This window comes from Staphylococcus sp. HMSC34G04 (genome assembly GCF_001838765.1).
GTDB classification, from domain to species: domain Bacteria; phylum Bacillota; class Bacilli; order Staphylococcales; family Staphylococcaceae; genus Staphylococcus; species Staphylococcus epidermidis.
The window spans coordinates 43163-67390 of record NZ_KV838752.1 but is presented as its reverse complement, the minus strand read 5'-3'; the positions used below and the strand labels follow the sequence as shown (position 1 = coordinate 67390).

At 33.7% G+C, this 24228-nt stretch carries 20 protein-coding genes; 19 read left to right on the top strand and 1 reads right to left on the bottom strand.

The genetic code is table 11. The annotated features are described in order from the left end of the window. Positions 1–2 precede the first annotated feature (2 nt). From HMPREF3241_RS09650 to HMPREF3241_RS09570, 17 genes are all read left to right on the top strand, one after another. A complete protein-coding gene (locus HMPREF3241_RS09650) occupies positions 3–752 on the top strand; it encodes a zinc-ribbon domain-containing protein (protein ID WP_002447022.1) in 750 nt (249 codons plus the stop codon). Positions 753–971: 219 nt separating this feature from the next. Beyond that, positions 972–1412, top strand: coding sequence for a MarR family winged helix-turn-helix transcriptional regulator (locus tag HMPREF3241_RS09645; protein WP_002475659.1), 441 nt, complete (start codon positions 972–974; stop codon positions 1410–1412). 16 nt (positions 1413–1428) lie between these two features. Then, complete coding sequence (locus HMPREF3241_RS09640; protein ID WP_002447024.1) at positions 1429–2772, top strand: dihydrolipoyl dehydrogenase family protein; 1344 nt, start codon at positions 1429–1431, stop codon at positions 2770–2772. Positions 2773–2784: 12 nt separating this feature from the next. Further along, the gene (locus HMPREF3241_RS09635) at positions 2785–3261 is read left to right on the top strand and encodes a glutathione peroxidase (protein ID WP_002447025.1); all 477 of its coding nucleotides are present in this window, start codon (positions 2785–2787) and stop codon (positions 3259–3261) included. 342 nt (positions 3262–3603) lie between these two features. After that, complete coding sequence (locus tag HMPREF3241_RS09630) at positions 3604–4335, top strand: phosphoadenylyl-sulfate reductase (protein WP_002458282.1); 732 nt, start codon at positions 3604–3606, stop codon at positions 4333–4335. A gap of 298 nt (positions 4336–4633) precedes the next feature. After that, the gene (locus HMPREF3241_RS09625) at positions 4634–6478 is read left to right on the top strand and encodes an assimilatory sulfite reductase (NADPH) flavoprotein subunit (RefSeq protein WP_002458281.1); all 1845 of its coding nucleotides are present in this window, start codon (positions 4634–4636) and stop codon (positions 6476–6478) included. A 19-nt stretch (positions 6479–6497) separates the two neighbouring features. Continuing rightward, a complete protein-coding gene (cysI, locus tag HMPREF3241_RS09620) occupies positions 6498–8216 on the top strand; it encodes an assimilatory sulfite reductase (NADPH) hemoprotein subunit (RefSeq protein ID WP_058703142.1) in 1719 nt (572 codons plus the stop codon). 21 nt (positions 8217–8237) lie between these two features. Continuing rightward, positions 8238–9017 carry a uroporphyrinogen-III C-methyltransferase gene (gene cobA / locus HMPREF3241_RS09615; protein ID WP_002447028.1) on the top strand — a complete coding sequence of 260 codons (780 nt, stop codon included), beginning with the start codon at positions 8238–8240 and terminating at the stop codon, positions 9015–9017. An 87-nt stretch (positions 9018–9104) separates the two neighbouring features. Further along, positions 9105–9716 (top strand): NAD(P)-binding protein, encoded by a 612-nt coding sequence (locus HMPREF3241_RS09610; protein ID WP_001830641.1) that lies wholly within the window; start codon positions 9105–9107, stop codon positions 9714–9716. A 20-nt stretch (positions 9717–9736) separates the two neighbouring features. After that, complete coding sequence (locus tag HMPREF3241_RS09605) at positions 9737–10636, top strand: sulfite exporter TauE/SafE family protein (RefSeq protein ID WP_002458277.1); 900 nt, start codon at positions 9737–9739, stop codon at positions 10634–10636. Positions 10637–10659: 23 nt separating this feature from the next. Next, the gene (sat, locus tag HMPREF3241_RS09600; protein WP_058703143.1) at positions 10660–11838 is read left to right on the top strand and encodes a sulfate adenylyltransferase; all 1179 of its coding nucleotides are present in this window, start codon (positions 10660–10662) and stop codon (positions 11836–11838) included. Positions 11839–11853: 15 nt separating this feature from the next. Beyond that, positions 11854–12453: an adenylyl-sulfate kinase gene (gene cysC / locus HMPREF3241_RS09595; protein WP_001830609.1), complete on the top strand. Its 600-nt coding sequence runs from the start codon at positions 11854–11856 to the stop codon at positions 12451–12453. A gap of 351 nt (positions 12454–12804) precedes the next feature. Continuing rightward, positions 12805–13110, top strand: a complete 306-nt coding sequence (locus HMPREF3241_RS09590) for a hypothetical protein (protein ID WP_058703144.1) — start codon at positions 12805–12807, stop codon at positions 13108–13110. A gap of 318 nt (positions 13111–13428) precedes the next feature. Then, on the top strand, positions 13429–15279 hold the full coding sequence (gene nrdD, locus HMPREF3241_RS09585; protein ID WP_070853627.1) for an anaerobic ribonucleoside-triphosphate reductase: 1851 nt from the start codon (positions 13429–13431) through the stop codon (positions 15277–15279). Next, the gene (gene nrdG, locus HMPREF3241_RS09580; RefSeq protein ID WP_058703146.1) at positions 15276–15812 is read left to right on the top strand and encodes an anaerobic ribonucleoside-triphosphate reductase activating protein; all 537 of its coding nucleotides are present in this window, start codon (positions 15276–15278) and stop codon (positions 15810–15812) included. The genes nrdD and nrdG overlap by 4 nt, the downstream gene beginning before the upstream one ends. A gap of 362 nt (positions 15813–16174) precedes the next feature. Beyond that, a complete protein-coding gene (locus HMPREF3241_RS09575; RefSeq protein ID WP_001830664.1) occupies positions 16175–17473 on the top strand; it encodes an anaerobic C4-dicarboxylate transporter in 1299 nt (432 codons plus the stop codon). 421 nt (positions 17474–17894) lie between these two features. Then, a complete protein-coding gene (locus HMPREF3241_RS09570) occupies positions 17895–19517 on the top strand; it encodes a BCCT family transporter (protein ID WP_002447035.1) in 1623 nt (540 codons plus the stop codon). A gap of 49 nt (positions 19518–19566) precedes the next feature. On the opposite strand, the gene HMPREF3241_RS09565 is transcribed toward HMPREF3241_RS09570, so the two are convergent. After that, the gene (locus HMPREF3241_RS09565; protein ID WP_002447036.1) at positions 19567–20127 is read right to left on the bottom strand and encodes a choline uptake/conversion transcriptional regulator CudC; all 561 of its coding nucleotides are present in this window, start codon (positions 20125–20127) and stop codon (positions 19567–19569) included. 474 nt (positions 20128–20601) lie between these two features. On the opposite strand from HMPREF3241_RS09565, the gene betB reads away from it, so the two are divergent. Continuing rightward, complete coding sequence (gene betB, locus HMPREF3241_RS09560; RefSeq protein ID WP_002447037.1) at positions 20602–22092, top strand: betaine-aldehyde dehydrogenase; 1491 nt, start codon at positions 20602–20604, stop codon at positions 22090–22092. Positions 22093–22251: 159 nt separating this feature from the next. Next, entirely contained in the window at positions 22252–23970 is a 1719-nt protein-coding gene (betA, locus tag HMPREF3241_RS09555; RefSeq protein ID WP_001830593.1) for a choline dehydrogenase, read from the top strand. The last annotated feature ends 258 nt before the right edge of the window (positions 23971–24228 follow it).

Here is a 24228-nt window from a genome sequence, read left to right as displayed (position 1 = left end):
AAATGAAATTCTGCCCTCATTGTGGAAATCCGGTAAAAAAGGAACAGTCATTTTGTAATAAATGTGGAAAACATTTACAGACATCGACACAAAGAAAAAGTGAAAATCAAATTGAACATATGCGTGAACAGCAATCGTATATTTCTCGTGAGGAAAGACAAGATCATGATTCAACATTTTATAAAGGACAGAAACATACAGGTTGGTTGATTGTACTATCAATTATATTTGTCTTGTTGATAGCAGCACTATTGTATGGTGCGTACTATGCTTACAATCATTATATTAGTGATGAGCAAAGTCATCAAACAACACAGTCTCAACAATCAAATGAAAGTAATCAAAATAGAAACCAATCTACTGGTCCAAGCATTGATGTTTTTAGTAATGACTTTGATCAAGGTTATATGAAGTCTGCTTCAACAAGTGGATATAGAGGTGTTTATAATGGAATGACACGTGAAGAAGTTGAAGATAAATTTGGAACATCCAATGGTTCTGTAGAAAGTTTGAAGTGGAGTTATGAAACATATGGTGATTTAGCTGTAGCCTACGATGATAATGAAGTTGTTAGCGTAGGTGTAGCACCTAATCATATTTCAGAAGATCAATTTTTAAGTATGTATAATGAACCGGATGATAGAAATTCAAGCCAGCTTATTTATGATAGTAACAAAGATAATGACTTCTCTGTGTTAGTTAATGTTAAAAATGGAGACGTTACCGTCATTGAAAATGTAAATCAAATTTAAATATAACGCTTATGGAAAGCCTAAGAACTCAAAGAGTGTCTTGGGCTTTTTCTATGATTAGTGGTCAGGGTATCTTGAATATAGTATTATTCCAAGTCTTTTTAACTTTATAGTTGATGTTTAAATAAGAAAATTTTATTTGTGAGCATAAATATTGTGAAAATGTGCGAGTCATTTTACACTATAATCAATCGCGCGCGATTGAAAAGAGGTGAATATGTGAAACAAGAACAAATGAGGTTAGCGAATCAGCTTTGTTTTTCAGCATATAATGTAAGTCGTTTATTTGCTCAATTTTATGAGAAAAAGTTAAAACAGTTTGGTATAACTTATTCTCAGTATTTAGTATTACTGACGTTATGGGAAGAGAATCCTCAAACATTAAATTCAATCGGTAGACATTTGGATTTATCCAGTAACACTTTAACTCCATTACTAAAAAGACTTGAGCAATCTGGATGGGTTAAAAGAGAACGTCAACAATCTGATAAACGACAGTTGATAATTACGTTAACTGACAATGGACAACAACAACAAGAAGCAGTTTTTGAAGCAATTTCAAGTTGCTTACCACAAGAATTTGATACAACGGAGTATGATGAAACGAAGTATGTGTTTGAAGAACTAGAGAAAACATTAAAACATCTCATAGAAAAATAAGAAAGGATGAGAGTTAATGAAACAATATGATGTAGTATTTTTAGGAAGTGGTCATGCAGCTTGGCATGCTGCGTTAACATTAAAGCAAAGTGGTAAGCAAGTAGCTATAGTTGAAAAAGATACCATCGCCGGTACATGTACTAACTATGGTTGTAATGCGAAAATTTTATTAGAGGGACCTTATGAAGTGCTTGAAGAAGCCAAACAGTATCCTAATATTATTGATAGTCACAATTTAGAAGTGAATTGGAAGAATTTAATGCGTTACAAAGAGCAAGTCATTAATCCTATGTCTGAAACCCTCACATCTATGTTTGAACAACAGGGGATTGATGTAATCATGGGGAAAGGTAAAATTGTAGATGCTCATACAATAGAGGTAAATAATACAACATTACAATCAGATTATATTGTTATAGCAACTGGACAACATAGTCATCAATTAGATATCGAAGGTAAAGAATATACGCATGATAGTCGGGAATTTTTATCAATGCAATCTTTACCGAATAGTATAACTTTTATTGGAGCAGGTATTATCAGTATTGAATTCGCTTCTATCATGGTCAAATCTGGTGTAGAGGTCAATGTGATTCATCATACAAATCAGGCACTTGAAGGGTTTAACGAATCTCACGTCAATAAATTAATTCAAAAGTTAAAAGATGAAGGTGTTAAATTTTACTTTAGTGAGAATACCAAGTCAGTTAGACCGAATGCGCAACGTTTTATAGTAGAAACTGAGTCTGGAAAAATGATTGAAACAGATTATGTACTGGATGCAACAGGTAGAAAGCCTAATGTTGAGCAAATAGGTTTGGAAAAAGTGGGTATACAATTTAGTGATAGAGGTATTGAGGTTGACGATTATTTAAGAACAAATGTAAAAAATATATATGCAAGTGGGGACGTTATCGATAAAATGATTCCTAAGCTTACTCCTACAGCTACATTTGAGTCTAATTATATCGCTGCCCATATCCTTGGATTGAATACAGAGGCCATCCAGTATCCACCAATACCTTCAGTGCTTTATTCATTGCCTCGTTTATCTCAAATAGGTGTCACAGTAAGCGAGGCTAAGAAAGATGATACGTATATAATTAAAGATATACCATTCGGAAGACAAATGGTATTTGAGTATCAAAACGAAACAGAAGCTGAAATGTCAATTGTATTAGATAGTCAAAAACGTTTAGTAGGAGCAGAGATTTATGGGAATGACGCTGGTGATTTGGTTAATCTCCTAGTCTTTATCATTAATCAAAAACTTACTGCACACGATTTAAATCAAAATATTTTTGCATTTCCTGGAGCTTCCAGTGGCGTTATAGATTTATTGAAATTGGCGATGATGTAGAGGTGTAACTAAATGAGTATTTATGATATTGCGGTAGAGAATTATGATGGTTCTACCTATTTACTAAAAAAATATAAAGGGAAAGTGCTCATTATCGTAAATACTGCAACTAATTGTACTTTGAATGATCAATTTAATAAATTAGAAATGCTTTATAAAAAATATCATAAGTATGGTCTTGAGATTTTGAGCTTCCCCTGCAATGATTTTAATAATCAGGAGCCAGGATTAATCAAAGATATTTATCGCGTATATAAATATAAGTTTGGTATTACTTTCCCCATCCATGCTAAGATTAACGTTAATGGAGAGCATGAGCACCCTTTGTACACATTATTAAAATGTAAACAACCAGGATTATTTGGTTCGCAAATTAAGTGGAATTTTACTAAATTTGTAGTCGATCAACAGGGAAATATTGTTAAACGATTTTTACCTTGTGATAATCCTAACCAAATGGAGGAATTAATAAGACAATTATTAAAATAAATGCCTGTCTTATACTTGAATTAAAGAATAAAATAATCTTGTTTCAATTAAAGAATAAAATAATCTTGTTTCATTTGTAATATTTTGAATGAAGCCACGATAAACGAATGGAAAAGAAATTATTAAAGAGTTTGCCATATCATATGTGTAGGCTCTTTAAATTTTTTTATGAGCATATAGGACAAAAAATTTAAATTAATCTCATCTTTATTTCGATAATTTCTCGAGTTACCTTGACTTTCGTTATAAAAGTAGTTAAAGTATTAAACATAATTATTCTGACAATTCTGATATGTTTTGTTGATTTGGATGGGTTGATAAGGTGATAGGGGGGCTCCACAAATGTCTATAAAAAGAATTACTTATGACAATTTTCAAAACGATCCATTTATAAATGAATTAGATATTAATGATGAGACAAAAGGTGCTTATGAGATTTTAAAATGGGCATATCAAACTTATGAAAATGATATTGTTTATTCTTGCAGTTTTGGTGCTGAGAGTATGGTTTTGATTGACTTGATTTCTCAAATTAAACCCGACGCACAAATTGTATTTTTAGACACTGATTTACATTTTCAAGAAACATATGACTTAATAGATAGGGTGAAAGATAAATATCCACAATTACGCATTAAAATGAAAAAACCGGAACTTACGTTAGAGGAACAAGGTGAGAAATATAATCCTGCTTTATGGAAGAATGATCCTAATCAATGTTGCTACATACGCAAGATTAAACCTCTAGAAGACGTATTATCTGGTGCTGTAGCTTGGATATCAGGTCTTAGACGAGCACAATCACCAACACGAGCACATACAAATTTCATTAACAAAGATGAAAGATTTAAATCAATTAAAGTGTGTCCCTTAATCTATTGGACAGAAGAAGAAGTATGGTCTTATATACGTGATAAGGACTTACCTTATAATGAATTACATGATCAAAATTATCCAAGTATTGGTTGCATTCCATGTACATCACCCGTATTTAATTCTAATGATTCACGTGCTGGTCGTTGGTCAAATTCTAGTAAGACTGAATGCGGATTACATGTAGCTGATAAACCATAAGAGATAGTCAAAAAATTTTAATTTAAAAACATAGTATTCCGATAAGAAATAAGGGATTGTTTATTAAAAGCTGATACAGCTTTATTTATAAGCGATTATCTTGAGTAATCAAAGTTTGTATTGCACTTTGATATTATGAATTGTCTTTTCGATTTTAGTTATCATTTGAGTATTACATTTACTGAAAATAATAAATGGTACATACTAGAATTGAAGATATAATTAATAATTTTCAAATATAGACATATATAAACTAATGACAAATATCGGAATAACAAAGTATAAGAGGTGGATAAGATTGAACTTAAGTGTTACCAATAGTCCTTTTACGGAAGGGCAAGCTAAACAAATCAATGAATTGCTTCACACTTTATCACCTAACCAACAAGTATGGTTAAGTGGCTATCTGATGGCAAATCAACAATCAAATACATCTACAGATTCTGTAGACCAACATAACTTAGATGACAATACAGAAGCGATGCTACATGAAAAGGAACCTTCAGTTGAGCCGGAAGCGAGATCGATAACGATTTTATATGGATCTGAGTCTGGTAATGCGCAAGGACTTGCAGAAATATTTGAACAACGTTTATCTGATATTGGAAATGACGTTACGCTCAAATCAATGGATGACTTTAAACCTAAGAATTTAAAGAAAGTAGAAGATTTATTTATTATCACATCTACACATGGCGAAGGAGATCCACCAGATAATGCTGTTGAATTACATGAATACATCCACGGACGTAAAGCGCCAAAATTGGATGGGGTGAGATTTTCAGTATTAGCATTAGGAGATCAAACCTATGAATTCTTCTGTCAAACTGGTAAAGATTTTGATAATCGTTTGGCTGAATTAGGGGCAGAAAGACTTTATCAACGTACTGATTGCGATGTTGATTATGAAGAAGACGCTGAAAAGTGGATGGCCAATGTTATTAATACGATTGATTCAACACCAGCTGGTACTGAAAGTGAACAAGTTGTTAGCGAATCTATAAAATCAGCAAAGGAAAAGAAATATAGTAAGTCTAATCCTTACGATGCTGAAGTATTGACCAACATTAATTTGAATGGTAGAGGTTCAGACAAAGAGACAAGACATATTGAGTTATTACTTGATAATTTCGGTGAAGAATATGAACCGGGGGATTGTGTAGTTGTCTTGCCTCAAAACGATCCAGCTATCGTAGACTTACTTATTAGCACATTAGGTTGGAGTCCAGAAACACAAGTTTTAATTAACGAGGATGGAGATACTTTAAATCTTGAAGAGGCATTAACATCGCATTTCGAAATTACTAAATTAACAAAACCGCTAATAGAAAATGCTGCGATATTTTTTGATAATGAAGAGCTTTCTGAAAAAATTCAAGATAAAGAATGGATTCAAAACTACGTTGAGGGACGGGATTTGATTGATTTATTAAATGACTTCGCAACGACAGAACTACAACCTGAAAATTTACATCAATTATTAAGAAAGTTACCACCTAGAGAGTACTCAATATCTAGTAGTTATAAAGCAACACCAGATGAAGTTCACATTACTGTTGGGGCAGTTAGATATCAAGCACACGGTCGCGAACGTTCAGGAGTTTGTTCAGTTCAATTTGCAGAGAGAATACAAGAGGGCGATACAATTCCTATCTATTTAAAACGAAATCCGAATTTTAAGTTTCCGCAAGATGAATCAACACCTGTGATTATGATAGGTCCTGGGACAGGTGTTGCACCGTTTAGATCCTATATGCAAGAACGAGAGGAACTAGGTTTTGAAGGAAATACATGGTTATTCTTTGGAGATCAACACTTCACTACAGATTTTCTGTATCAAACGGAATGGCAAGAATGGCTTGAAGATGGAACTTTATCAAAATTAGATATTGCTTTTTCTAGAGATACTGATAAAAAAGTGTATGTGCAACATAAAATTGCAGAAAATAGTGAACAATTTAATCGATGGATTGAAAATGGCGCTACTATTTATGTATGTGGTGATGAAAGTAAAATGGCAAAGGATGTTCATCAAGCGATTAAAAATGTGTTAATCAAAGAGCAAAACCTATCTGAAACAGATGCAGAAGAATACTTAAAACAAATGAAAAGAGATAAAAGATATCAAAGAGACGTGTATTAATAGAAGGGACGGGGGATACATGGTTAATACAAATAATCATATTTCGGAAGAATTAGATAAAAATCTTGATGAAATGGAATTTTTAAAAGCAAATAGTGACTTTTTGCGTGGAACTATTGAACAAAGTTTAGCTAATCCAATCACTGGATCCATTACACAAGATGATGCAAAACTGCTAAAGTTTCACGGAAGTTATATGCAAGATGACAGGGATTTAAGAGATGAGCGTCGTAAACAAAAACTTGAGCCTGCATATAGTTTTATGATTCGAGTTCGTGTACCCGGGGGGAAAGCGACTCCTGAACAGTGGATTGCTATGGATGATATTTCTAATCAATATGCCAATCATACGATTAAATTAACAACACGCCAAGCATTTCAATTTCATGGCATTCTTAAACGTAATTTGAAACAATCAATGAAAAATATCAATCATGCAGTACTTGATTCTATTGCTGCATGTGGAGATGTTAATCGTAATACAATGTGCAATCCTAATCCTTATCAATCTCAAGTACATAAGGAGATTAATGATTATGCAACGCGTATAAGTAATCACTTACTTCCAAGAACAAATGCATATCATGAAATTTGGCTTGATGGTGAAAAGGTTTTAGATTCTAGTGAGGAAAAGGAACCTATTTATGGGAATACGTATTTACCACGTAAATTCAAAATAGGTATTGCGGTACCACCATCTAATGATATTGACGTCTATTCTCAAGATATTGGTTTAATCGCTATCGTTGAACAAGATGAGTTAATTGGATTTAATGTGACTATCGGTGGCGGTATGGGTATGACTCATGGTAATACAGAAACATATCCTCAACTTGGACGTCTCATAGGTTTTATACCTAAGGAAAAGGTTGTAGATGTATGTGAGAAAATACTTACAATACAACGTGATTATGGTAATCGTGAAAATCGAAAAAATGCACGTTTTAAATATACAGTGGACCGTCTAGGAGAAACTTGGGTGACTGAAGAATTAAACCGACGATTAGGTTGGGAAATTAAAGTGCCACGTGATTTCGAATTTGAACATAATGGTGATCGATTAGGTTGGATTGAAGGTGTTAATAATTGGAACTTCACTTTATTTATACAAAATGGGCGTGTGAAAGATACTGAAGACTATTTGTTAAAAACAGCCTTAAGAGAAATCGCAGAAATCCATACTGGAGATTTCAGATTATCACCTAATCAGAACTTAGTTATTGCAAATGTTTCTCCCGAGAAAAAGGAAGAAATACAAGCTATTATTAATAAATATAAGTTAACAGATGGCAAAAATTATACAGGACTTAGAAGAAATTCTATGGCTTGTGTTGCTTTCCCAACGTGTGGTTTAGCTATGGCAGAATCTGAAAGATATCTTCCTTCATTAATTACAAAAATTGAAGATTTACTAGATGAGTCTGGTTTAAGAGAGGAAGAAATAACGATTCGTATGACAGGTTGTCCTAATGGATGTGCAAGACCAGCGCTAGCAGAAATAGCTTTTATCGGTAAAGCACCTGGTAAATATAATATGTACTTAGGTGGTAGTTTTAAAGGCGAACGTCTAAATAAAATATATAAAGAGAATATCGACGAAAATGAAATATTAGAAAGTCTACGTCCATTGTTATTGCGTTATAGTAAAGAGCGTCTTGACGGAGAACACTTTGGGGACTTTGTAATTCGTGCCGGTGTGATAGCCAAAGTTCATGATGGTCGCGATTTTCATAGCTAAACGAGAGGGGTAGTGTTTCATATGGGGAAAGTATATTTAGTTGGAGCTGGACCTGGCGATCCAGAATTAATAACATTAAAAGGTTTAAAAGCCATTAAAGAAGCCGATGTCATTCTTTATGACCGACTTGTAAATAAAGAAATACTTAATTATGCTTCTCCTTCTACTAAGTTCTTCTATTGTGGTAAGGATCCTCACAGGCACTCCTTACCGCAGGAAGAAACAAATAAAATGATGGTAACCTTAGCCAAAAAAGGGCACACAGTTACACGTTTAAAGGGTGGCGATCCATTTGTTTTTGGACGTGGCGGAGAAGAAGCAGAGGAATTAGCATGTCATAATATACACTTTGAAATTATACCTGGAATTACATCGGGAATTGCAGCACCAGCATATGCTGGAATTCCAGTAACACATCGTGATTATAGTTCTTCTGTAGCATTTGTAACTGCAGTGAATAAACCTGGTATGGATAAAGGCAAATACTGGCAACATTTGGCCAATGGTCCTGAAACTTTATGCATATATATGGGGGTTAAGAGACTCAGTGAAATTTGTGAGTTGTTAATACAATATGGCCGTTCGTCAGAAACACCAGTAGCTCTCGTGCATATGGGAACGTCAAAACAGCAAATGACAGTGACTGGGACACTGGATACAATTCAAGAACGAGCACATCATATTCAGAATCCAGCAATGATTATTGTAGGCGAAGTGGTTAAGATGAGAGAAAAAATTAATTGGTTTGTAGAACAAGCAACTGTTCAAAATGAAACGTTAACGGAAATGTCATCAACTTAGCGCATACATTTAACGCAACAGTAAAAATCATGGATAAATATCATGTTTATAATGAGTATTAATAAAAGTGTATAGGAGGAAATCATCATGAATATGCCCTTAATGATTGATTTAAGTAACAAGAAAGTCGTCATTGTAGGTGGAGGTAAAGTTGCAACACGTCGTACTACAAGTTTATTAGCTTATACAAACCATATTCATGTTGTAAGTCCAACAATTACTGATACATTACAAAAATATCTAGAAGCGAAGCAAATCACTTATGAAAAGAAACTCTTCGAACCACAAGATGTTAAGAATGCTGATATGGTCATCGCGGCTACTAATCAATCTGATGTTAACAACGATGTGGGGGCAGCTTTGTCTAAGAACGTATTATTTAATCATGCAGGACAAGCAGACCTAGGAAATATAACGTTCCCTAATTTCTTAAAAAGAGATAAATTAACAATAAGTGTATCAACTGATGGTGCAAGTCCTAAATTAGGTCAACGAATTATTAAAGATTTAAAAGATACATACAATGAAGACTATTCAATGTATATTCAGTTTTTATATGAAAGTAGACAGTATATTAAATCACTTAAAATTGAGCCATCTGATAAACAAGCGTTACTCGAGCAAATTTTGTCAGACAAATATTTAGATGAGAAGAAGCAACAAGATTTCATCCGATGGCTAAAATCACAAGTCAAATGAAGAATGGGGGCATATGATATATGCGCAAAGTATTAATTTTCGCAATTGCGGGATTTTTAGCACAACTTGTTGATGGATCATTAGGCATGGGATTTGGCGCTTCATCGTCATCAATATTATTAACTTATGGTATAGCACCAGCAGTAGTGTCAGCAACCGTTCATTTTTCTGAAATTGCAACAACAGCTGCATCTGGGACATCACATTGGAGATTTGATAATGTTCATAAACCAACAATGTTGAAGTTAGCTATACCCGGGTCAATAAGCGCCTTTATCGGTGCAGGTGTTTTGACATTTATTCATGGTGATTATATTAAACCGTTCATTGCTTTATTCTTGTTAAGTATGGGATTTTATATTTTGTATCAATTTCTATTTAAACGTGCACATGAACATCATCATCATGTGGGAGATTTGAGTAGCTTTAAAGTAATTCCACAAGGTTTTGTGGCAGGATTTTTAGACGCAATCGGTGGTGGTGGTTGGGGACCAGTAAATACACCACTCCTGCTCTCAAGTAAAAAAATTCAACCACGATATGCGATTGGAACGGTTTCAGCAAGTGAATTTTTTGTTACGTCATCTGCTGCTTTAAGTTTCATCATCTTTTTAGGAATCACTCAAATTAATTGGTTTGCTGTAATTGCTTTGAGTCTCGGTGGAATGGTAGCGGCACCTATTTCAGCGTATTTAGTTAAAGTGTTACCTATTAACATTCTTGCAATTTGTGTCGGAGGTTTAATCATTTTTACAAATAGTAATGCATTATTAAGCTATTTTGTAAAAGATAGCACTATTTCAAATACAGTTCGATTCATTATTATTATTGCAATCATTATTTTGCTTGTTTTTCAAGTCGTTCGAAACAAGAAATTATCTTTTTCTTACAAGAAAAGCCGAGTAAACAAATATAATTAATTGGAAAAGGAGATTTGATTATAATGTCTAACAATGAAACAATAACCAATTATACAATTAAACCTCATGGAGGAGAACTTATCAATCGTGTTGTTGAAGGAAACGAACGTGAACGTTTGATTGAGGAAGCATTAAAATTTAAACCGATTACTTTAAATCCTTGGGGAATATCGGATCTAGAGCTCATAGGTATTGGCGGATTTAGTCCCCTTACAGGATTTATGAACAAGGAAGACTACACTAAGGTTATAGAGGAAACGCATTTAAGCAATGGCCTGGTCTGGAGTATTCCGATCACTTTACCTGTAACAGAATCTGAAGCAGATAAGCTTGATATAGGTGATGATATCGCTTTATATGGTGAAGATGGACAGTTATATGGAACGCTTAAATTAGAAGAAAAGTACACATATGATAAAGAAAAAGAAGCGCGTTTGGTATACGGAACAACTGAAGAAGCGCATCCTGGAGTTAAAAAGGTTTACGAAAAAGGTAATATTTATTTAGGTGGTCCTATTAAACTATTAAAGCGTCCGAAACATGATGCGTTTTCAAATTATCATTTGGATCCTTCAGAGACGAGACAATTATTTCATGATTTAGGTTGGAAAACTGTCGTAGGTTTTCAAACGAGAAATCCAGTGCATCGAGCACATGAATATATTCAAAAATCAGCACTAGAAATTGTTGATGGTCTACTTTTAAATCCACTTGTTGGTGAAACAAAGTCAGACGATATTCCAGCGGATGTACGTATGGAAAGTTATGAAGTGATATTAAAAAACTATTATCCTGAAGATAGAGCACGTCTAGTCATTTATCCTGCTGCAATGCGCTATGCCGGACCACGTGAAGCGATACTTCATGCAACTGTCCGTAAAAATTATGGTTGTACACATTTTATTGTGGGAAGAGATCATGCTGGTGTAGGCGATTATTATGGTACTTATGAAGCACAAGAACTGATTGCTCAATTTGAAGATGAGTTAGGTATTCAAATTTTAAAATTTGAACATGCCTTTTATTGTGAAGCTTGTGGTAATATGGCAACTGCTAAAACATGTCCGCATGACGCTTCTCAACATTTACATTTAAGTGGTACTAAAGTAAGGGAAAAACTGCGTAATGGCGAATCATTACCAACTAAATTTTCAAGACCAGAAGTTGCCGAAGTTCTAATTAAAGGTTTGCGAGAAAAATAAATCAGGAGTGTTAAAATGAGTGAATCAAATCATATTACATGGCATGACTCAGAAGTCACGAAGAAACAAAGACAGCATAGAAATGGACACAAAAGTGCTGTAATTTGGTTTACAGGGCTATCTGGGTCAGGTAAATCAACGGTTTCTGTTGCCTTAGAGAAAGAATTATTTAATGAAGGAAAACAAACATACCGTTTAGATGGTGATAATGTGCGTCACGGTCTTAATAAAAATTTAGGATTTAGTCCTGAAGATCGTTCAGAAAATATTCGACGCATTGGAGAAGTAGCAAAATTAATGGTAGACGCTGGAGCTTTAACAGTTACTGCTTTTATCTCCCCATATAAAGAAGACAGAGAAGGTGTTAGAGCATTACTAGAGGATAATGAGTTTATAGAAGTATATACAAAATGTAGTGTTGAAGAATGTGAAAAGAGAGATCCGAAAGGATTGTATAAAAAAGCACGATCTGGGGAAATACCTGAATTTACAGGTATAAGTGCACCTTATCAAGCACCTGAAAATCCTGAAATCACTATAGATACTGAACACGACACTATTGAACAATCAGTGGAACAAATTATACGTTATCTTAAAGAACACCAATATATTTAAATTGATATTTCATCATATAGAGTAGGAGAGAATTAAAGATTCTTAATCTTACTCTTTTTAATTTTAAAAGTATACTGGAAAGTTTTGAACATATCATAATTTTTAAAGAAAAGCACTTGGTCAGGTATACTTACTTCTAATTAAGTAAGAAGATGTTATTTCTAAATGATATCAATAGTATACTTATGAGTCATGATTTATGCTTAGTTTGTGATTATCTAAATACAAATATAATTTAAATTTATAAAAAGCTAATTATTGATGTGTGATTAAAGTGAAATAAAAAGGGAAAATATTTTTAAAGAGATATTGAGTGATTTATCATAAAAAATAAGAGGATGGTGATATAACATGGCATTTAATATTTGGATGTGGATTTTACTTGTATTATTTATTGTTGGGACAATAGCTGTAATTCTCATTTTAACAGTTGGCTCAGTGTTAGAAGAGCGTTCATATGACCGTCGATCAGAAGATGAAAAGCGCAAAAATTTAGAAAAAAATCTTGAGATGTCAAAGGGGCATACAGATGAATCGCAAGAGTCGAGCAACGGGGAAGAACAAGTAACACAAGAGCATTCTCATCATGGCGTTCAAGATCATCAACAAACACATCAAAATATAAATCAATCAACACAAGATAATAGAAATAATTAGATAGGTGAAAGGGAAAAGGTAAATGCTTTTTTCGGTTATTTATTCCCAATTTATACGAAGATAATTACTAGAATTACCAAAAGTGAAGATATTATAAATTTTAACTGAATTAATAACTAACTATATGTTATAGAAGACTGAGAACATTGACGTCTCAGGTTTTTATATTGATTACAAAACTATCTTTATCTCACATAGAGTTCACTAAACGTTAATAATCTTTATGACATTTTAGTTAACGACTTAGTAATCGATTGTAATACTATATATAGTGTTTTATTTTATTGATACATACTATATATAGCGAAGGGTGACAAAATGACTACTTTAGAAACATCATTAACTCGATTAATCACAAAAGATCCAACTATATTAAATGAAAATGCAAATAAAGATAGTAATACATTCTCAACAATGCGAGATTTAACAGCTGGAACGGTATCAAAGTCTTATGCACTCGATCATTTACTTCCAAAGCATGTTGCTCATGCACATCAATCGGGAGATATTCATTTTCACGACTTAGATTACCATCCATTTCAACCATTAACCAATTGTTGTCTCATAGATGCAAAGGATATGTTAGAGAATGGCTTTGAGATAGGCAATGCTAATGTTACAACACCTCAATCAATACAAACCGCTTCAGCACAACTTGTACAAATCATTGCGAACGTTTCAAGCAGTCAATATGGAGGCTGTACTGTCGATCGTGTTGACGAATTACTAAGTAAATATGCACAAATGAACGCACAACATCACAGGGAAGTAGCGAATGATTTCGTTCAACCTGACAAAATTGAGAATTATGTGGATACACAAGTAACTAAAGATATTGGCGATGCAATTGAAAGTTTAGAGTATGAGATCAACACACTCTATACTTCCAATGGACAAACGCCATTCGTTACTTTGGGATTTGGTTTAGGAACAGATCAATTAAGTCGAAAGATTCAACAAGCAATTTTACATACTCGTATTAAAGGTCTCGGTAAAGATAGAGTCACTGCAATTTTCCCTAAACTTGTATTTTCGATAAAAAAGGGTATTAACTTTGGTCCAGAAGATCCTAACTATGATATTAAGCAACTTGCATTGGAATGTTCAACAAAACGCATGTATCCCGATATTTTAAATTACGATAAACTAGTGGAACTGCTTGGTGATTTTAAAGCACCGATGGGATGTCGTTCATTTTTACCAAGTTGGAAGAATGATGAAGGTCAATTGGAAAATAATGGACGGTGTAACTTAGGTGTAGTGACGCTGAACGTACCGAGAATTGCAATCGAAGCAGATGGTGACATGCAACAGTTTTGGGATATCTTTGAAAAACGCATGCAATTGTTACATGATGCACTTGTGTATCGAATTGAAAGACTACAAGATGCTATTCCGGATAACGCGCCTATTTTATATAAAAGTGGTGCATTTAAAAATAAACTCACTTCAGAAGATACTGTCGAATCATTATTTACAAATCAACGCGCTACAATTTCAATGGGGTATATCGGTTTATACGAAGCAGCAACATTATTTTATGGACCAAATTGGGAACATAATCCTGAGGCTAAAACATTCACATTAGACATATTAAGAGAAATGAAACGTTATCAAGTAGAGTGGACGAAACAATATGATATTTGGTTCAGTATATACAGCACACCTAGTGAATCACTCACAGATAGATTTTGCCGATTGGACAAAGATAAATTTGGATCTATTCCAGATGTTACTGACAAAGGATATTACCAAAATTCATTCCACTATGATGTTCGTAAAGATGTAACGCCGTTTGAAAAACTAGATTTTGAAAAGGACTATCCTTACTACGCAAGTGGTGGATTCATTCATTATTGTGAATATCCAAAGTTAAATCATAATCTTAAAGCTTTAGAAGCAGTATGGGATTATGCTTATGATAAGGTAGGTTATTTAGGTACGAATATTCCTATTGATCACTGTTATCGTTGTGGCTATGATGGAGATTTTGAAACTACTGCTAACGGATATAAATGCCCACATTGTGGCAACAATGATCCTAAAACAGTTGACGTTGTAAAAAGAACATGTGGTTATTTAGGAAATCCAGTTCAAAGACCAGTTATTGAAGGACGACAAAAAGAGATATGTGCGAGAGTGAAACACATGAAGGAACCTCGTTCATGAATATTTTAAACATTAAAGAAGGTCACCACTATATAGCTAAAATAGAAAGTCATAGCTTTGTAGATGGTGAAGGTGTTCGATGCAGTGTATATGTTTCCGGATGTCCTTTTCAATGTAAAGGTTGTTATAACGTTCAAGCCCAAAATTTTAAATACGGAGAACCATTCGAACTAGAAATGCTTGAAGAGATTTTAGATTATTGTGCGCCTTCTTATATCGAAGGCTTAAGCATACTTGGTGGAGAACCATTTTGTAATTTGTCTATCACACTCCAACTCGTTGAAGCTTTTAGACAACGATTCGGTCATACAAAAACAATTTGGGTGTGGACTGGCTTTTTATTTGAATATTTGAAACAGCAAAACGATGCGCGCAAGTCATTACTCGAACATATTGATGTATTAGTTGATGGTATGTTTATTCAACATTTATATCGTCCGAATCTTCCATATAAAGGATCACTTAATCAACGTGTGATTGATGTTCAAGCTTCCTTACAAAAAGAACAGGTCATTGAATATCTAACTAAATAGTTTATGATAATAATTGTAATTAATTTTTAAGATATCTCTTAGAAAAATAGCCCAAAATAAATGTTATGGTTCATTTGTTTTGGGCAATCTTTGTTATAAGTTATCAATGAGATGAACAGGAATGTTATCACATGTATAACGACAGTTTTAAAGAGTATAGTTAATTTTATTTTTAAAGTAAATTTTTATCACTTTTTATTAGGTGGATGTGATTTGTTGCAATTTATAGACTGAAAAGTGACAAACATTAAACATCTAAAAAGTAAAAGAAATAATATTATACTTATATATATACTAATTACATATTAAAGTGATAAAATATTGAAGTGAAAATTGTTCGGCATAAGTTAGGAGATTCTTCCATGTTATTGTTTATCATAGAAATCATAATCATGATTCTAGCGATATTATTAGGATTAAGAACTGCTGGTGCACTGGGATGTGGCATCTTTGCTATAGTAGCGCAACTTATTATGATATTTGGATTCCAGTTACCTCCAGGTTCAGCACCAGTGACGGCAGTCTTGATCATATTATCTATTGGTATAGCAGGTGGTACGTTACAAGCTACTGGTGGTATTGACTATTTAGTTTACATTGCTTCACGTGTGATTGAACGCTTTCCAAAATCAATTATATTTATAGCACCAATGATTGTCTTTGTCTTTGTTTTTGGAATTGGTACTGCAAATATAGCTCTTTCACTTGAACCTATCATCGCTAAAACTGCACAAAAAGCACGAATTCAGCCTAAACGCGCATTAACTGCTTCGGTACTAACCGCCAATTTAGCCCTACTTTGTAGCCCGGCAGCTTCCGCTACAGCTTATATTATTTCAGTATTAGCAGGGTATGAAATATCGATGGGCAAGTATTTAAGTATTGTTTTACCTACAGCTTTAATTAGTATGTTAATGCTTAGTACATTTTGTACATTTGTAGGACGAAAAGAACACGTGCGTGATGAATCAGAACGTTTAGTTCAGATGCCAGAAGTCGAAATCAAAAATGACTTTTCATTAAAAGTAAAAATAGGTGTTATCTCATTCCTATTATGTGTCATGGGTATATTAACGTTTGGCATATTTCCTAATCTCATGCCGCAATTCAATGTGAATGGAGATGTAGTTAAAGTTGAGATGACTGAAATTGTTCAGTTCTTTATGTATCTCAGCGCTACAATTAATTTATTATTAATAAAAATCAATACTTCTGATATTCTGTCATCGAATATTACTCAGTCTGCAATGGGAGCACTCTTTGCAGTTCTTGGCCCAGGTTGGTTAGGTGCAACAATTTTTAATGCTCCACATAACTTAAAAATATTGAAAAATGATATTGGGTCAATTATTAGTGAAGTACCTTGGCTTGTTATCATACTTGTTTCTGTAGTTGCAATGATTGTCATTTCTCAAACAGCTACAGCATCAATTATGGTACCGATAGTTATGAGTTTAGGTATACCCCCCATCTATTTTGTTGCGATGGTACAAACATTAAATGTGAATTTCGTTATTCCAGCTCAACCGACACTATTATTTGCTGTAGAACTAGATGAAACTGGTAGAACAAGACCTACGAGCTTTATGATACCAGGATTTTTTGTTATAACAGTATCCGTCATTACTGGATTTGTTATTAAAACCATTTTAGGATATTAATCAATTTTTATAAGTTGGAATTTAATCGCTATATATAGTTCTTTAGATACTTCATCTCATAGAGTAAGGTATTTGAATGACTAAATATTGGCGATTTTTTTATTTATAGATTAAGAGTGAGTATAAGTGGAGAAAAAAATTTAAAATAAATATATATACGTTAAAAGTGTATAAAAATACAATATGAAATATTGTAAAGTTCGTTCATTTTGTTAAATTTTAACTTAACACTATTGTCATAGCAATTTAAGATGAATGTTTGAGAGGCGTAAATTATATAATTATTCAAATGAGATTTTGATGATCCATGTATGTAATTTGCATTATTATTAAAAATTCGTTATTGTCTTTTTTGTGAATCACTATCCATTGAACGTAATTTAAAGTAAAGATTCATAAATTAATATTAGGGGGATCACATTTGAAAAAGGAAAAAGTTATGGACTGGACGACCTTCATAGGCGTAGTCATTGTGTTACTTTTTGCTGTTATACCTATGATGGTTTTTCCGAAAGCAAGTGAAATAATCATTACCGATATCAATAGTGCCATTTCTAATTCAATTGGATCGGTATATCTCTTTATGGGACTGGCTATATTTTGTTTTGTTTTATACATAGCATTTGGTAAGTACGGGAATGTCACGTTAGGAAAAGCGACTGACAAACCTGAATTTAATAATTTCACATGGGCAGCCATGTTATTCTGTGCCGGTATTGGTTCGGATATTTTATATTGGGGTGTTATTGAGTGGGCATTTTATTATCAAGTACCTCCTAACGGTGCAAAATCAATGTCTGATCAAGCTCTTCAATATGCAACTCAGTATGGTATGTTTCACTGGGGACCTATAGCCTGGGCAATATATGTGCTACCAGCATTGCCAATTGGTTATTTAGTTTTCGTTAAGAAGAAACCCGTCTATAAAATTAGTCAAGCTTGTCGACCAATTTTAAAAGGACATACGGATAAATTATTAGGAAAAATCGTAGATATTTTATTTATTTTCGGTTTGCTCGGTGGTGCTGCAACATCACTCGCTCTAGGCGTGCCAATGATCTCAGCTGGTATTGAACGATTGACTGGTTTAGATGGATCTAATATGATTTTACGTTCAATCATCTTACTAACTATTACAGTTATTTTCGCAATCAGTTCTTACACAGGTTTGAAAAAAGGTATTCAAAAATTAAGTGATGTTAACGTTTGGTTATCATTTTTATTATTAGCATTTGTATTCATTGTAGGTCCAACTGTGTTTATTATGGAAACTACAGTTACAGGGTTCGGTAATATGATAAAAGATTTCTTCCATATGGCGACATGGATGGAACCATTTGGTGGCATAAAAGGTCGTAAAGAGACGAATTTCCCTCAAGATTGGACAATATTCTACTGGTCATGGTGGCTCGTTTATGCACCGTTTATTGGATTATTTATCGCACGTATCTCAAAAGGACGTACACTTAAAGAAGTTGTATTAGGAACAATATGCTATGGAACATTAGGTTGTGTATTATTTTTCGGTATTTTTGGTAACTATGCTGTATATCTACAAATTTCTGAGCAATTTAATGTAATAAGCTATTTAAACAATCATGGTACAGAGGCAACAATCATAGAAGTAATGCATCAACTACCATTCTCGACAATTACTATTATCTTATTCTTAATATCAGCTTTCTTATTCTTAGCAACAACATTCGATTCTGGTTCATATATTTTAGCAGCAGCGTCACAGAAAAAAGTGATAGGAGAACCGTTACGTGCTAATCGTTTATTCTGGGCGTTTGCGTTATGTTTACTACCGTTCTCTTTAATGCTAGTTGGAGGAGAACGTGCATTAGAAGTATTGAAAACAGCATCATTACTTGCTAGTGTACCTTTAATTGTTATATTTACGCTTATGATGATTTCGTTCTTAATTATACTCGGACGAGATCGTATCAAGTTAGAAAGACGTGCAGATAAGCATAAAGAAATTGAAAGACGTTCTCTAAGAATAGTTCAGGTCAAAGATAAACCTGAAGATGATAACTTATAAAAAATAGCCAAGCAATAATGTTAAGTCATTATCGCTTGGCTTTTTATTTTTAATCATGATGATGTTGTTCATCTGGAATTGGAAAATAGTTAAAGATTTCTCCTGACTCTAAAGCTTCACTTAATTGAGCGAGCCACTTGTAATAAATTTTAGAGTGGTCTAACTGCGCTTTTACATTTATTGCTTGGTTTTTAACTTCCTCGTCTATATCATTCTTTTCAAGAATTGGGTAAATGATATTTTCTGCATCTTTAATAGCTTCCATATTAGTGTCAATTTCACGTTCCCATTTTTTAGTGAAAAAGTTGCGGAAGAAAGTGAAGAAATCTTTCTCTGCAATAAAATGTTGCTTTCGGCTACCACGCGTGAATTGTTGTTTGACGATATCGTATTCTTGTAGTTTTTTTACACCTGTACTCATACTAGGTTTACTCATTTGCAGTTGTTGTCGCATTTCATCAAGTGTCATACTTCCTTCAAAAACCATAATGCCATACAGGTTACCTACACTACGGTTGATACCATACAAATCCATGGTTTCACCGATTGAGTTGATAACTAAATCTTTAGCTTCTTCGATATGTTGACTGTCATTGTTATTATAATCCATCACTGCACCTCCATTTTAATCCATTATTCAGCTTAGGTGGGACGCACTAGATACTATGATTTTATGATGATTGTAAATAATACATCTATTGCTTTGAGTTGTAGTTCGTTCGCGAATATAAAGCATAGTTACATTGAAAGTTTATAATCATCAAAATCAAATGTTAGTTATCGATTTGAATTGTTAATGTCTATACTACTGTTTGACTATCTCAATGCCGTAATCTATAAACGGCTATAAAAACCTATACTATATGTCCCATTTCTAATAAATACACACGAGAATCATTATAAAGCCTTTTATGAAAAAAAGAAAAGTAATTTTCTGAACAAAAATTATTTCTTAAACATAGATAAGTTTGATTGTAAAATACAAACATTTTTAAAGAAATTGACACTTTTTCATCAATTATGATAACATAACTCTGTAAAATTCGTTAAATAAAAATTTAACAAACTTAACGGAGGTCGTTTGATGGAACTTGTAGATAAATTATCAAATCGTCAATATATTGATGGAGAATGGGTTGAAAGTTCAAATAAAAACACAAGAGATATTATAAATCCTTACAATCAAGAAACAATCTTCACTGTAGCTGAAGGAACTAAAGAAGATGTTGAAAGAGCAATTTTAGCTGCTAGAAGATCTTTCGAAGACGGTGAATGGTCACTTGAAACAAGTGAAGTCAGAGGTAAAAAAGTGAGAGCCGTTGCTGATAAAATTAAAAAAAATAGAGAAGAGTTAGCTAAATTAGAAACATTAGACACTGGTAAAACTTTAGAAGAATCCTACGCTGATATGGATGATATTCACAATGTGTTTATGTACTTTGCTGGTTTAGCTGATAAAGATGGCGGTGAAATGATTAACTCACCAATTCCTAATACAGAAAGTAAAATAGTTAAAGAACCTGTAGGTGTTGTTACTCAAATTACACCTTGGAACTATCCATTACTTCAAGCATCTTGGAAAATTGCGCCAGCTTTAGCAACAGGTTGCTCATTAGTTATGAAACCAAGTGAAATTACTCCGTTAACAACAATTCGTGTATTTGAATTGATGGAGGAAGTTGGTTTCCCAAAAGGAACAATTAATTTAGTACTTGGTGCTGGATCAGAAGTGGGCGACGTGATGTCAGGTCATGAAGAAGTCGATTTAGTTTCATTTACAGGTGGTATTGAAACAGGAAAACACATTATGAAACAAGCAGCTAATCACGTAACCGACGTTGCATTAGAATTAGGCGGCAAAAATCCTAATATTATTTTTGATGACGCTGATTTCGAATTAGCTGTAGACCAAGCACTTAATGGTGGATATTTCCACGCTGGTCAAGTGTGTTCTGCTGGTTCTAGAATCTTAGTTCACAATGATATTAAAGATAAATTTGAAAAAGCTCTTATTGATCGCGTAAGCAAAATCAAATTAGGTAACGGTTTTGATCAAGATACTGAAATGGGACCAGTTATCTCAACAGCACACCGCGATAAAATTGAAGGTTATATGAAAGTTGCGAAAAAAGATGGAGCAACAATTGCTATTGGTGGTAAACGTCCTGAACGTGAAGACTTACAAGCGGGATTATTCTTTGAACCTACTGTAATTACAGATTGTGATACATCAATGCGTATTGTTCAAGAGGAAGTCTTTGGACCAGTTGTGACTGTAGAAGGATTTGCTGACGAAGAAGAAGCTATTCGCTTAGCAAATGATTCAATTTACGGTTTAGCAGGTGCTGTATTTACTAAAGATATTGGTAAAGCACAACGTGTTGCGAATAAATTGAAACTTGGTACGGTTTGGATTAACGATTTCCATCCATACTTTGCGCAAGCGCCATGGGGCGGTTACAAACAATCAGGTATTGGTAGAGAATTAGGTAAAGAAGGATTAGAGGAATATTTAGTAAGTAAACATATTCTTACAAATACTAATCCAGAACCAGTGGATTGGTTTAGTAAATAATAATACATTGCTTATATACAGTAAATGACTTATAAATACAAAATGCTACATGAAGTGAGTACTTACAAAGGTATGGTGCTCACTTCAATAAATGAAACCTTTTAAGAAAGAGATGTTAACAAACAAAGAAAACAAATCAATTTTTGGAGGTCTTTAACGATGAGAAGAAAACGCGATTCATACGATTATGTCATTATTGGTGGTGGTAGTGCAGGTTCAGTTCTTGGTGCACGCCTTTCAGAGGATAAAGATAAAAATGTTTTGGTATTAGAAGCTGGACGTAGTGACTATTTCTGGGATTTATTTATTCAAATGCCAGCAGCATTGATGTTCCCATCAGGTAATCGTTTTTATGACTGGGAATATCAAACTGACGAAGAACCACATATGGGACGTAGAGTTGATCATGCGAGAGGTAAAGTATTAGGTGGCTCAAGTTCTATTAACGGTATGATTTATCAACGAGGTAACCCAATGGACTATGAAGGATGGGCAGAACCTGAAGGAATGGACACATGGGACTTTGCGCATTGTCTACCATACTTCAAAAAGTTAGAAACAACATATGGTGCAGCGCCATATGATAAAGTTAGAGGTCATGATGGTCCAATCAAATTAAAACGTGGACCAGCTACTAATCCATTATTTAAATCATTCTTTAACGCAGGTGTTGAAGCGGGCTATCATAAAACTGCAGACGTTAATGGTTACAGACAAGAAGGATTTGGCCCATTTGATAGCCAAGTACATCATGGACGTCGTATGTCTGCTTCAAGAGCGTATCTACGCCCAGCATTAAGACGTAGAAACTTAGATGTTGAAACACGTGCGTTCGTAACAAAATTAATATTTGATGAAAATAATAGTAAAAAAGTAACAGGCGTGACTTTCAAGAAAAATGGTAAAGAACATACTGTTCATGCAAATGAAGTCATTTTATCTGGCGGTGCTTTCAATACGCCACAACTATTACAATTATCAGGTATTGGTGACTCAGAATTCTTAAAATCAAAAGGTATTGAACCACGTATGCATTTACCAGGTGTTGGTGAGAACTTCGAAGATCACTTAGAAGTATATATTCAACATAAATGTAAACAACCGGTTTCACTACAACCTAGTCTTGATGTTAAACGTATGCCGTTCATCGGTTTACAATGGATTTTTGCACGTAAAGGTGCAGCGGCGTCTAACCACTTTGAAGGTGGCGGCTTCGTAAGATCAAATGATGATGTTGATTATCCAAACCTCATGTTCCACTTCTTACCAATTGCTGTAAGATATGATGGTCAAAAAGCACCAGTAGCACATGGTTACCAAGTACATGTTGGACCAATGTACTCCAACTCAAGAGGTAGTTTGAAAATCAAATCTAAGGATCCATTTGAAAAACCAAGTATCGTGTTTAATTACTTATCTACGAAAGAAGACGAAAGAGAATGGGTTGAAGCAATTAGAGTAGCAAGAAATATATTAAAACAAAAAGCTATGGATCCATTTAATGGTGGCGAAATTTCACCAGGACCACAAGTTCAAACGGATGAAGAAATTTTAGATTGGGTACGAAAAGATGGAGAAACTGCATTACATCCATCTTGTAGCGCGAAAATGGGACCTGCATCTGACCCAATGGCAGTAGTCGATCCATTAACTATGAAAGTACATGGTATGGAAAATTTACGTGTCGTTGATGCTTCAGCAATGCCTAGAACAACAAATGGTAATATTCATGCGCCTGTATTGATGTTAGCTGAGAAAGCAGCGGATATTATTCGTGGTAGAAAACCGCTTGAACCTCAATATGTTGACTATTATAAACATGGTATTGATGATGAAAAAGCAGGTGCAATGGAAGATGATCCATTCTATCAATATTAAAATGATAGATGAAAAGTTAAGTTAAAAATTTAATTAAATGTATATTTTTAGCTCATTTATTCGTTATTTATAAAATGACCTGAGACAAATCGTTGTCTCAGGTTTTTACATATATAACAGTATTTATAAATGAAATTTCATTGAGCTTTCAAAGTGAGTATTTAGATGCATCAAACATTAGTTCAAAGTTATCTTGAAAAAACAGAGAAAAGTAGAAATCAGACGTTATTTACACAAGACTCTGTACTTATTATTCAA

Excerpts from the sequence above, each read along its gene's own strand:
- betA (WP_001830593.1), top strand. The coding sequence starts at position 22,252 with ATGAGAAGAAAACGCGATTCATACGATTATGTCATTATTGGTGGTGGT.
- HMPREF3241_RS09575 (WP_001830664.1), top strand. The coding sequence starts at position 16,175 with ATGTTATTGTTTATCATAGAAATCATAATCATGATTCTAGCGATATTA.
- HMPREF3241_RS09610 (WP_001830641.1), top strand. The coding sequence starts at position 9,105 with ATGAATATGCCCTTAATGATTGATTTAAGTAACAAGAAAGTCGTCATT.
- betB (WP_002447037.1), top strand. The coding sequence starts at position 20,602 with ATGGAACTTGTAGATAAATTATCAAATCGTCAATATATTGATGGAGAA.
- HMPREF3241_RS09650 (WP_002447022.1), top strand. The coding sequence starts at position 3 with ATGAAATTCTGCCCTCATTGTGGAAATCCGGTAAAAAAGGAACAGTCA.
- HMPREF3241_RS09605 (WP_002458277.1), top strand. The coding sequence starts at position 9,737 with ATGCGCAAAGTATTAATTTTCGCAATTGCGGGATTTTTAGCACAACTT.
- HMPREF3241_RS09635 (WP_002447025.1), top strand. The coding sequence starts at position 2,785 with ATGAGTATTTATGATATTGCGGTAGAGAATTATGATGGTTCTACCTAT.
- cysC (WP_001830609.1), top strand. The coding sequence starts at position 11,854 with ATGAGTGAATCAAATCATATTACATGGCATGACTCAGAAGTCACGAAG.
- HMPREF3241_RS09565 (WP_002447036.1), bottom strand. The coding sequence starts at position 20,127 with ATGGATTATAATAACAATGACAGTCAACATATCGAAGAAGCTAAAGAT.
- cobA (WP_002447028.1), top strand. The coding sequence starts at position 8,238 with ATGGGGAAAGTATATTTAGTTGGAGCTGGACCTGGCGATCCAGAATTA.
- HMPREF3241_RS09630 (WP_002458282.1), top strand. The coding sequence starts at position 3,604 with ATGTCTATAAAAAGAATTACTTATGACAATTTTCAAAACGATCCATTT.
- nrdG (WP_058703146.1), top strand. The coding sequence starts at position 15,276 with ATGAATATTTTAAACATTAAAGAAGGTCACCACTATATAGCTAAAATA.
- cysI (WP_058703142.1), top strand. The coding sequence starts at position 6,498 with ATGGTTAATACAAATAATCATATTTCGGAAGAATTAGATAAAAATCTT.
- nrdD (WP_070853627.1), top strand. The coding sequence starts at position 13,429 with ATGACTACTTTAGAAACATCATTAACTCGATTAATCACAAAAGATCCA.
- HMPREF3241_RS09590 (WP_058703144.1), top strand. The coding sequence starts at position 12,805 with ATGGCATTTAATATTTGGATGTGGATTTTACTTGTATTATTTATTGTT.
- HMPREF3241_RS09640 (WP_002447024.1), top strand. The coding sequence starts at position 1,429 with ATGAAACAATATGATGTAGTATTTTTAGGAAGTGGTCATGCAGCTTGG.
- sat (WP_058703143.1), top strand. The coding sequence starts at position 10,660 with ATGTCTAACAATGAAACAATAACCAATTATACAATTAAACCTCATGGA.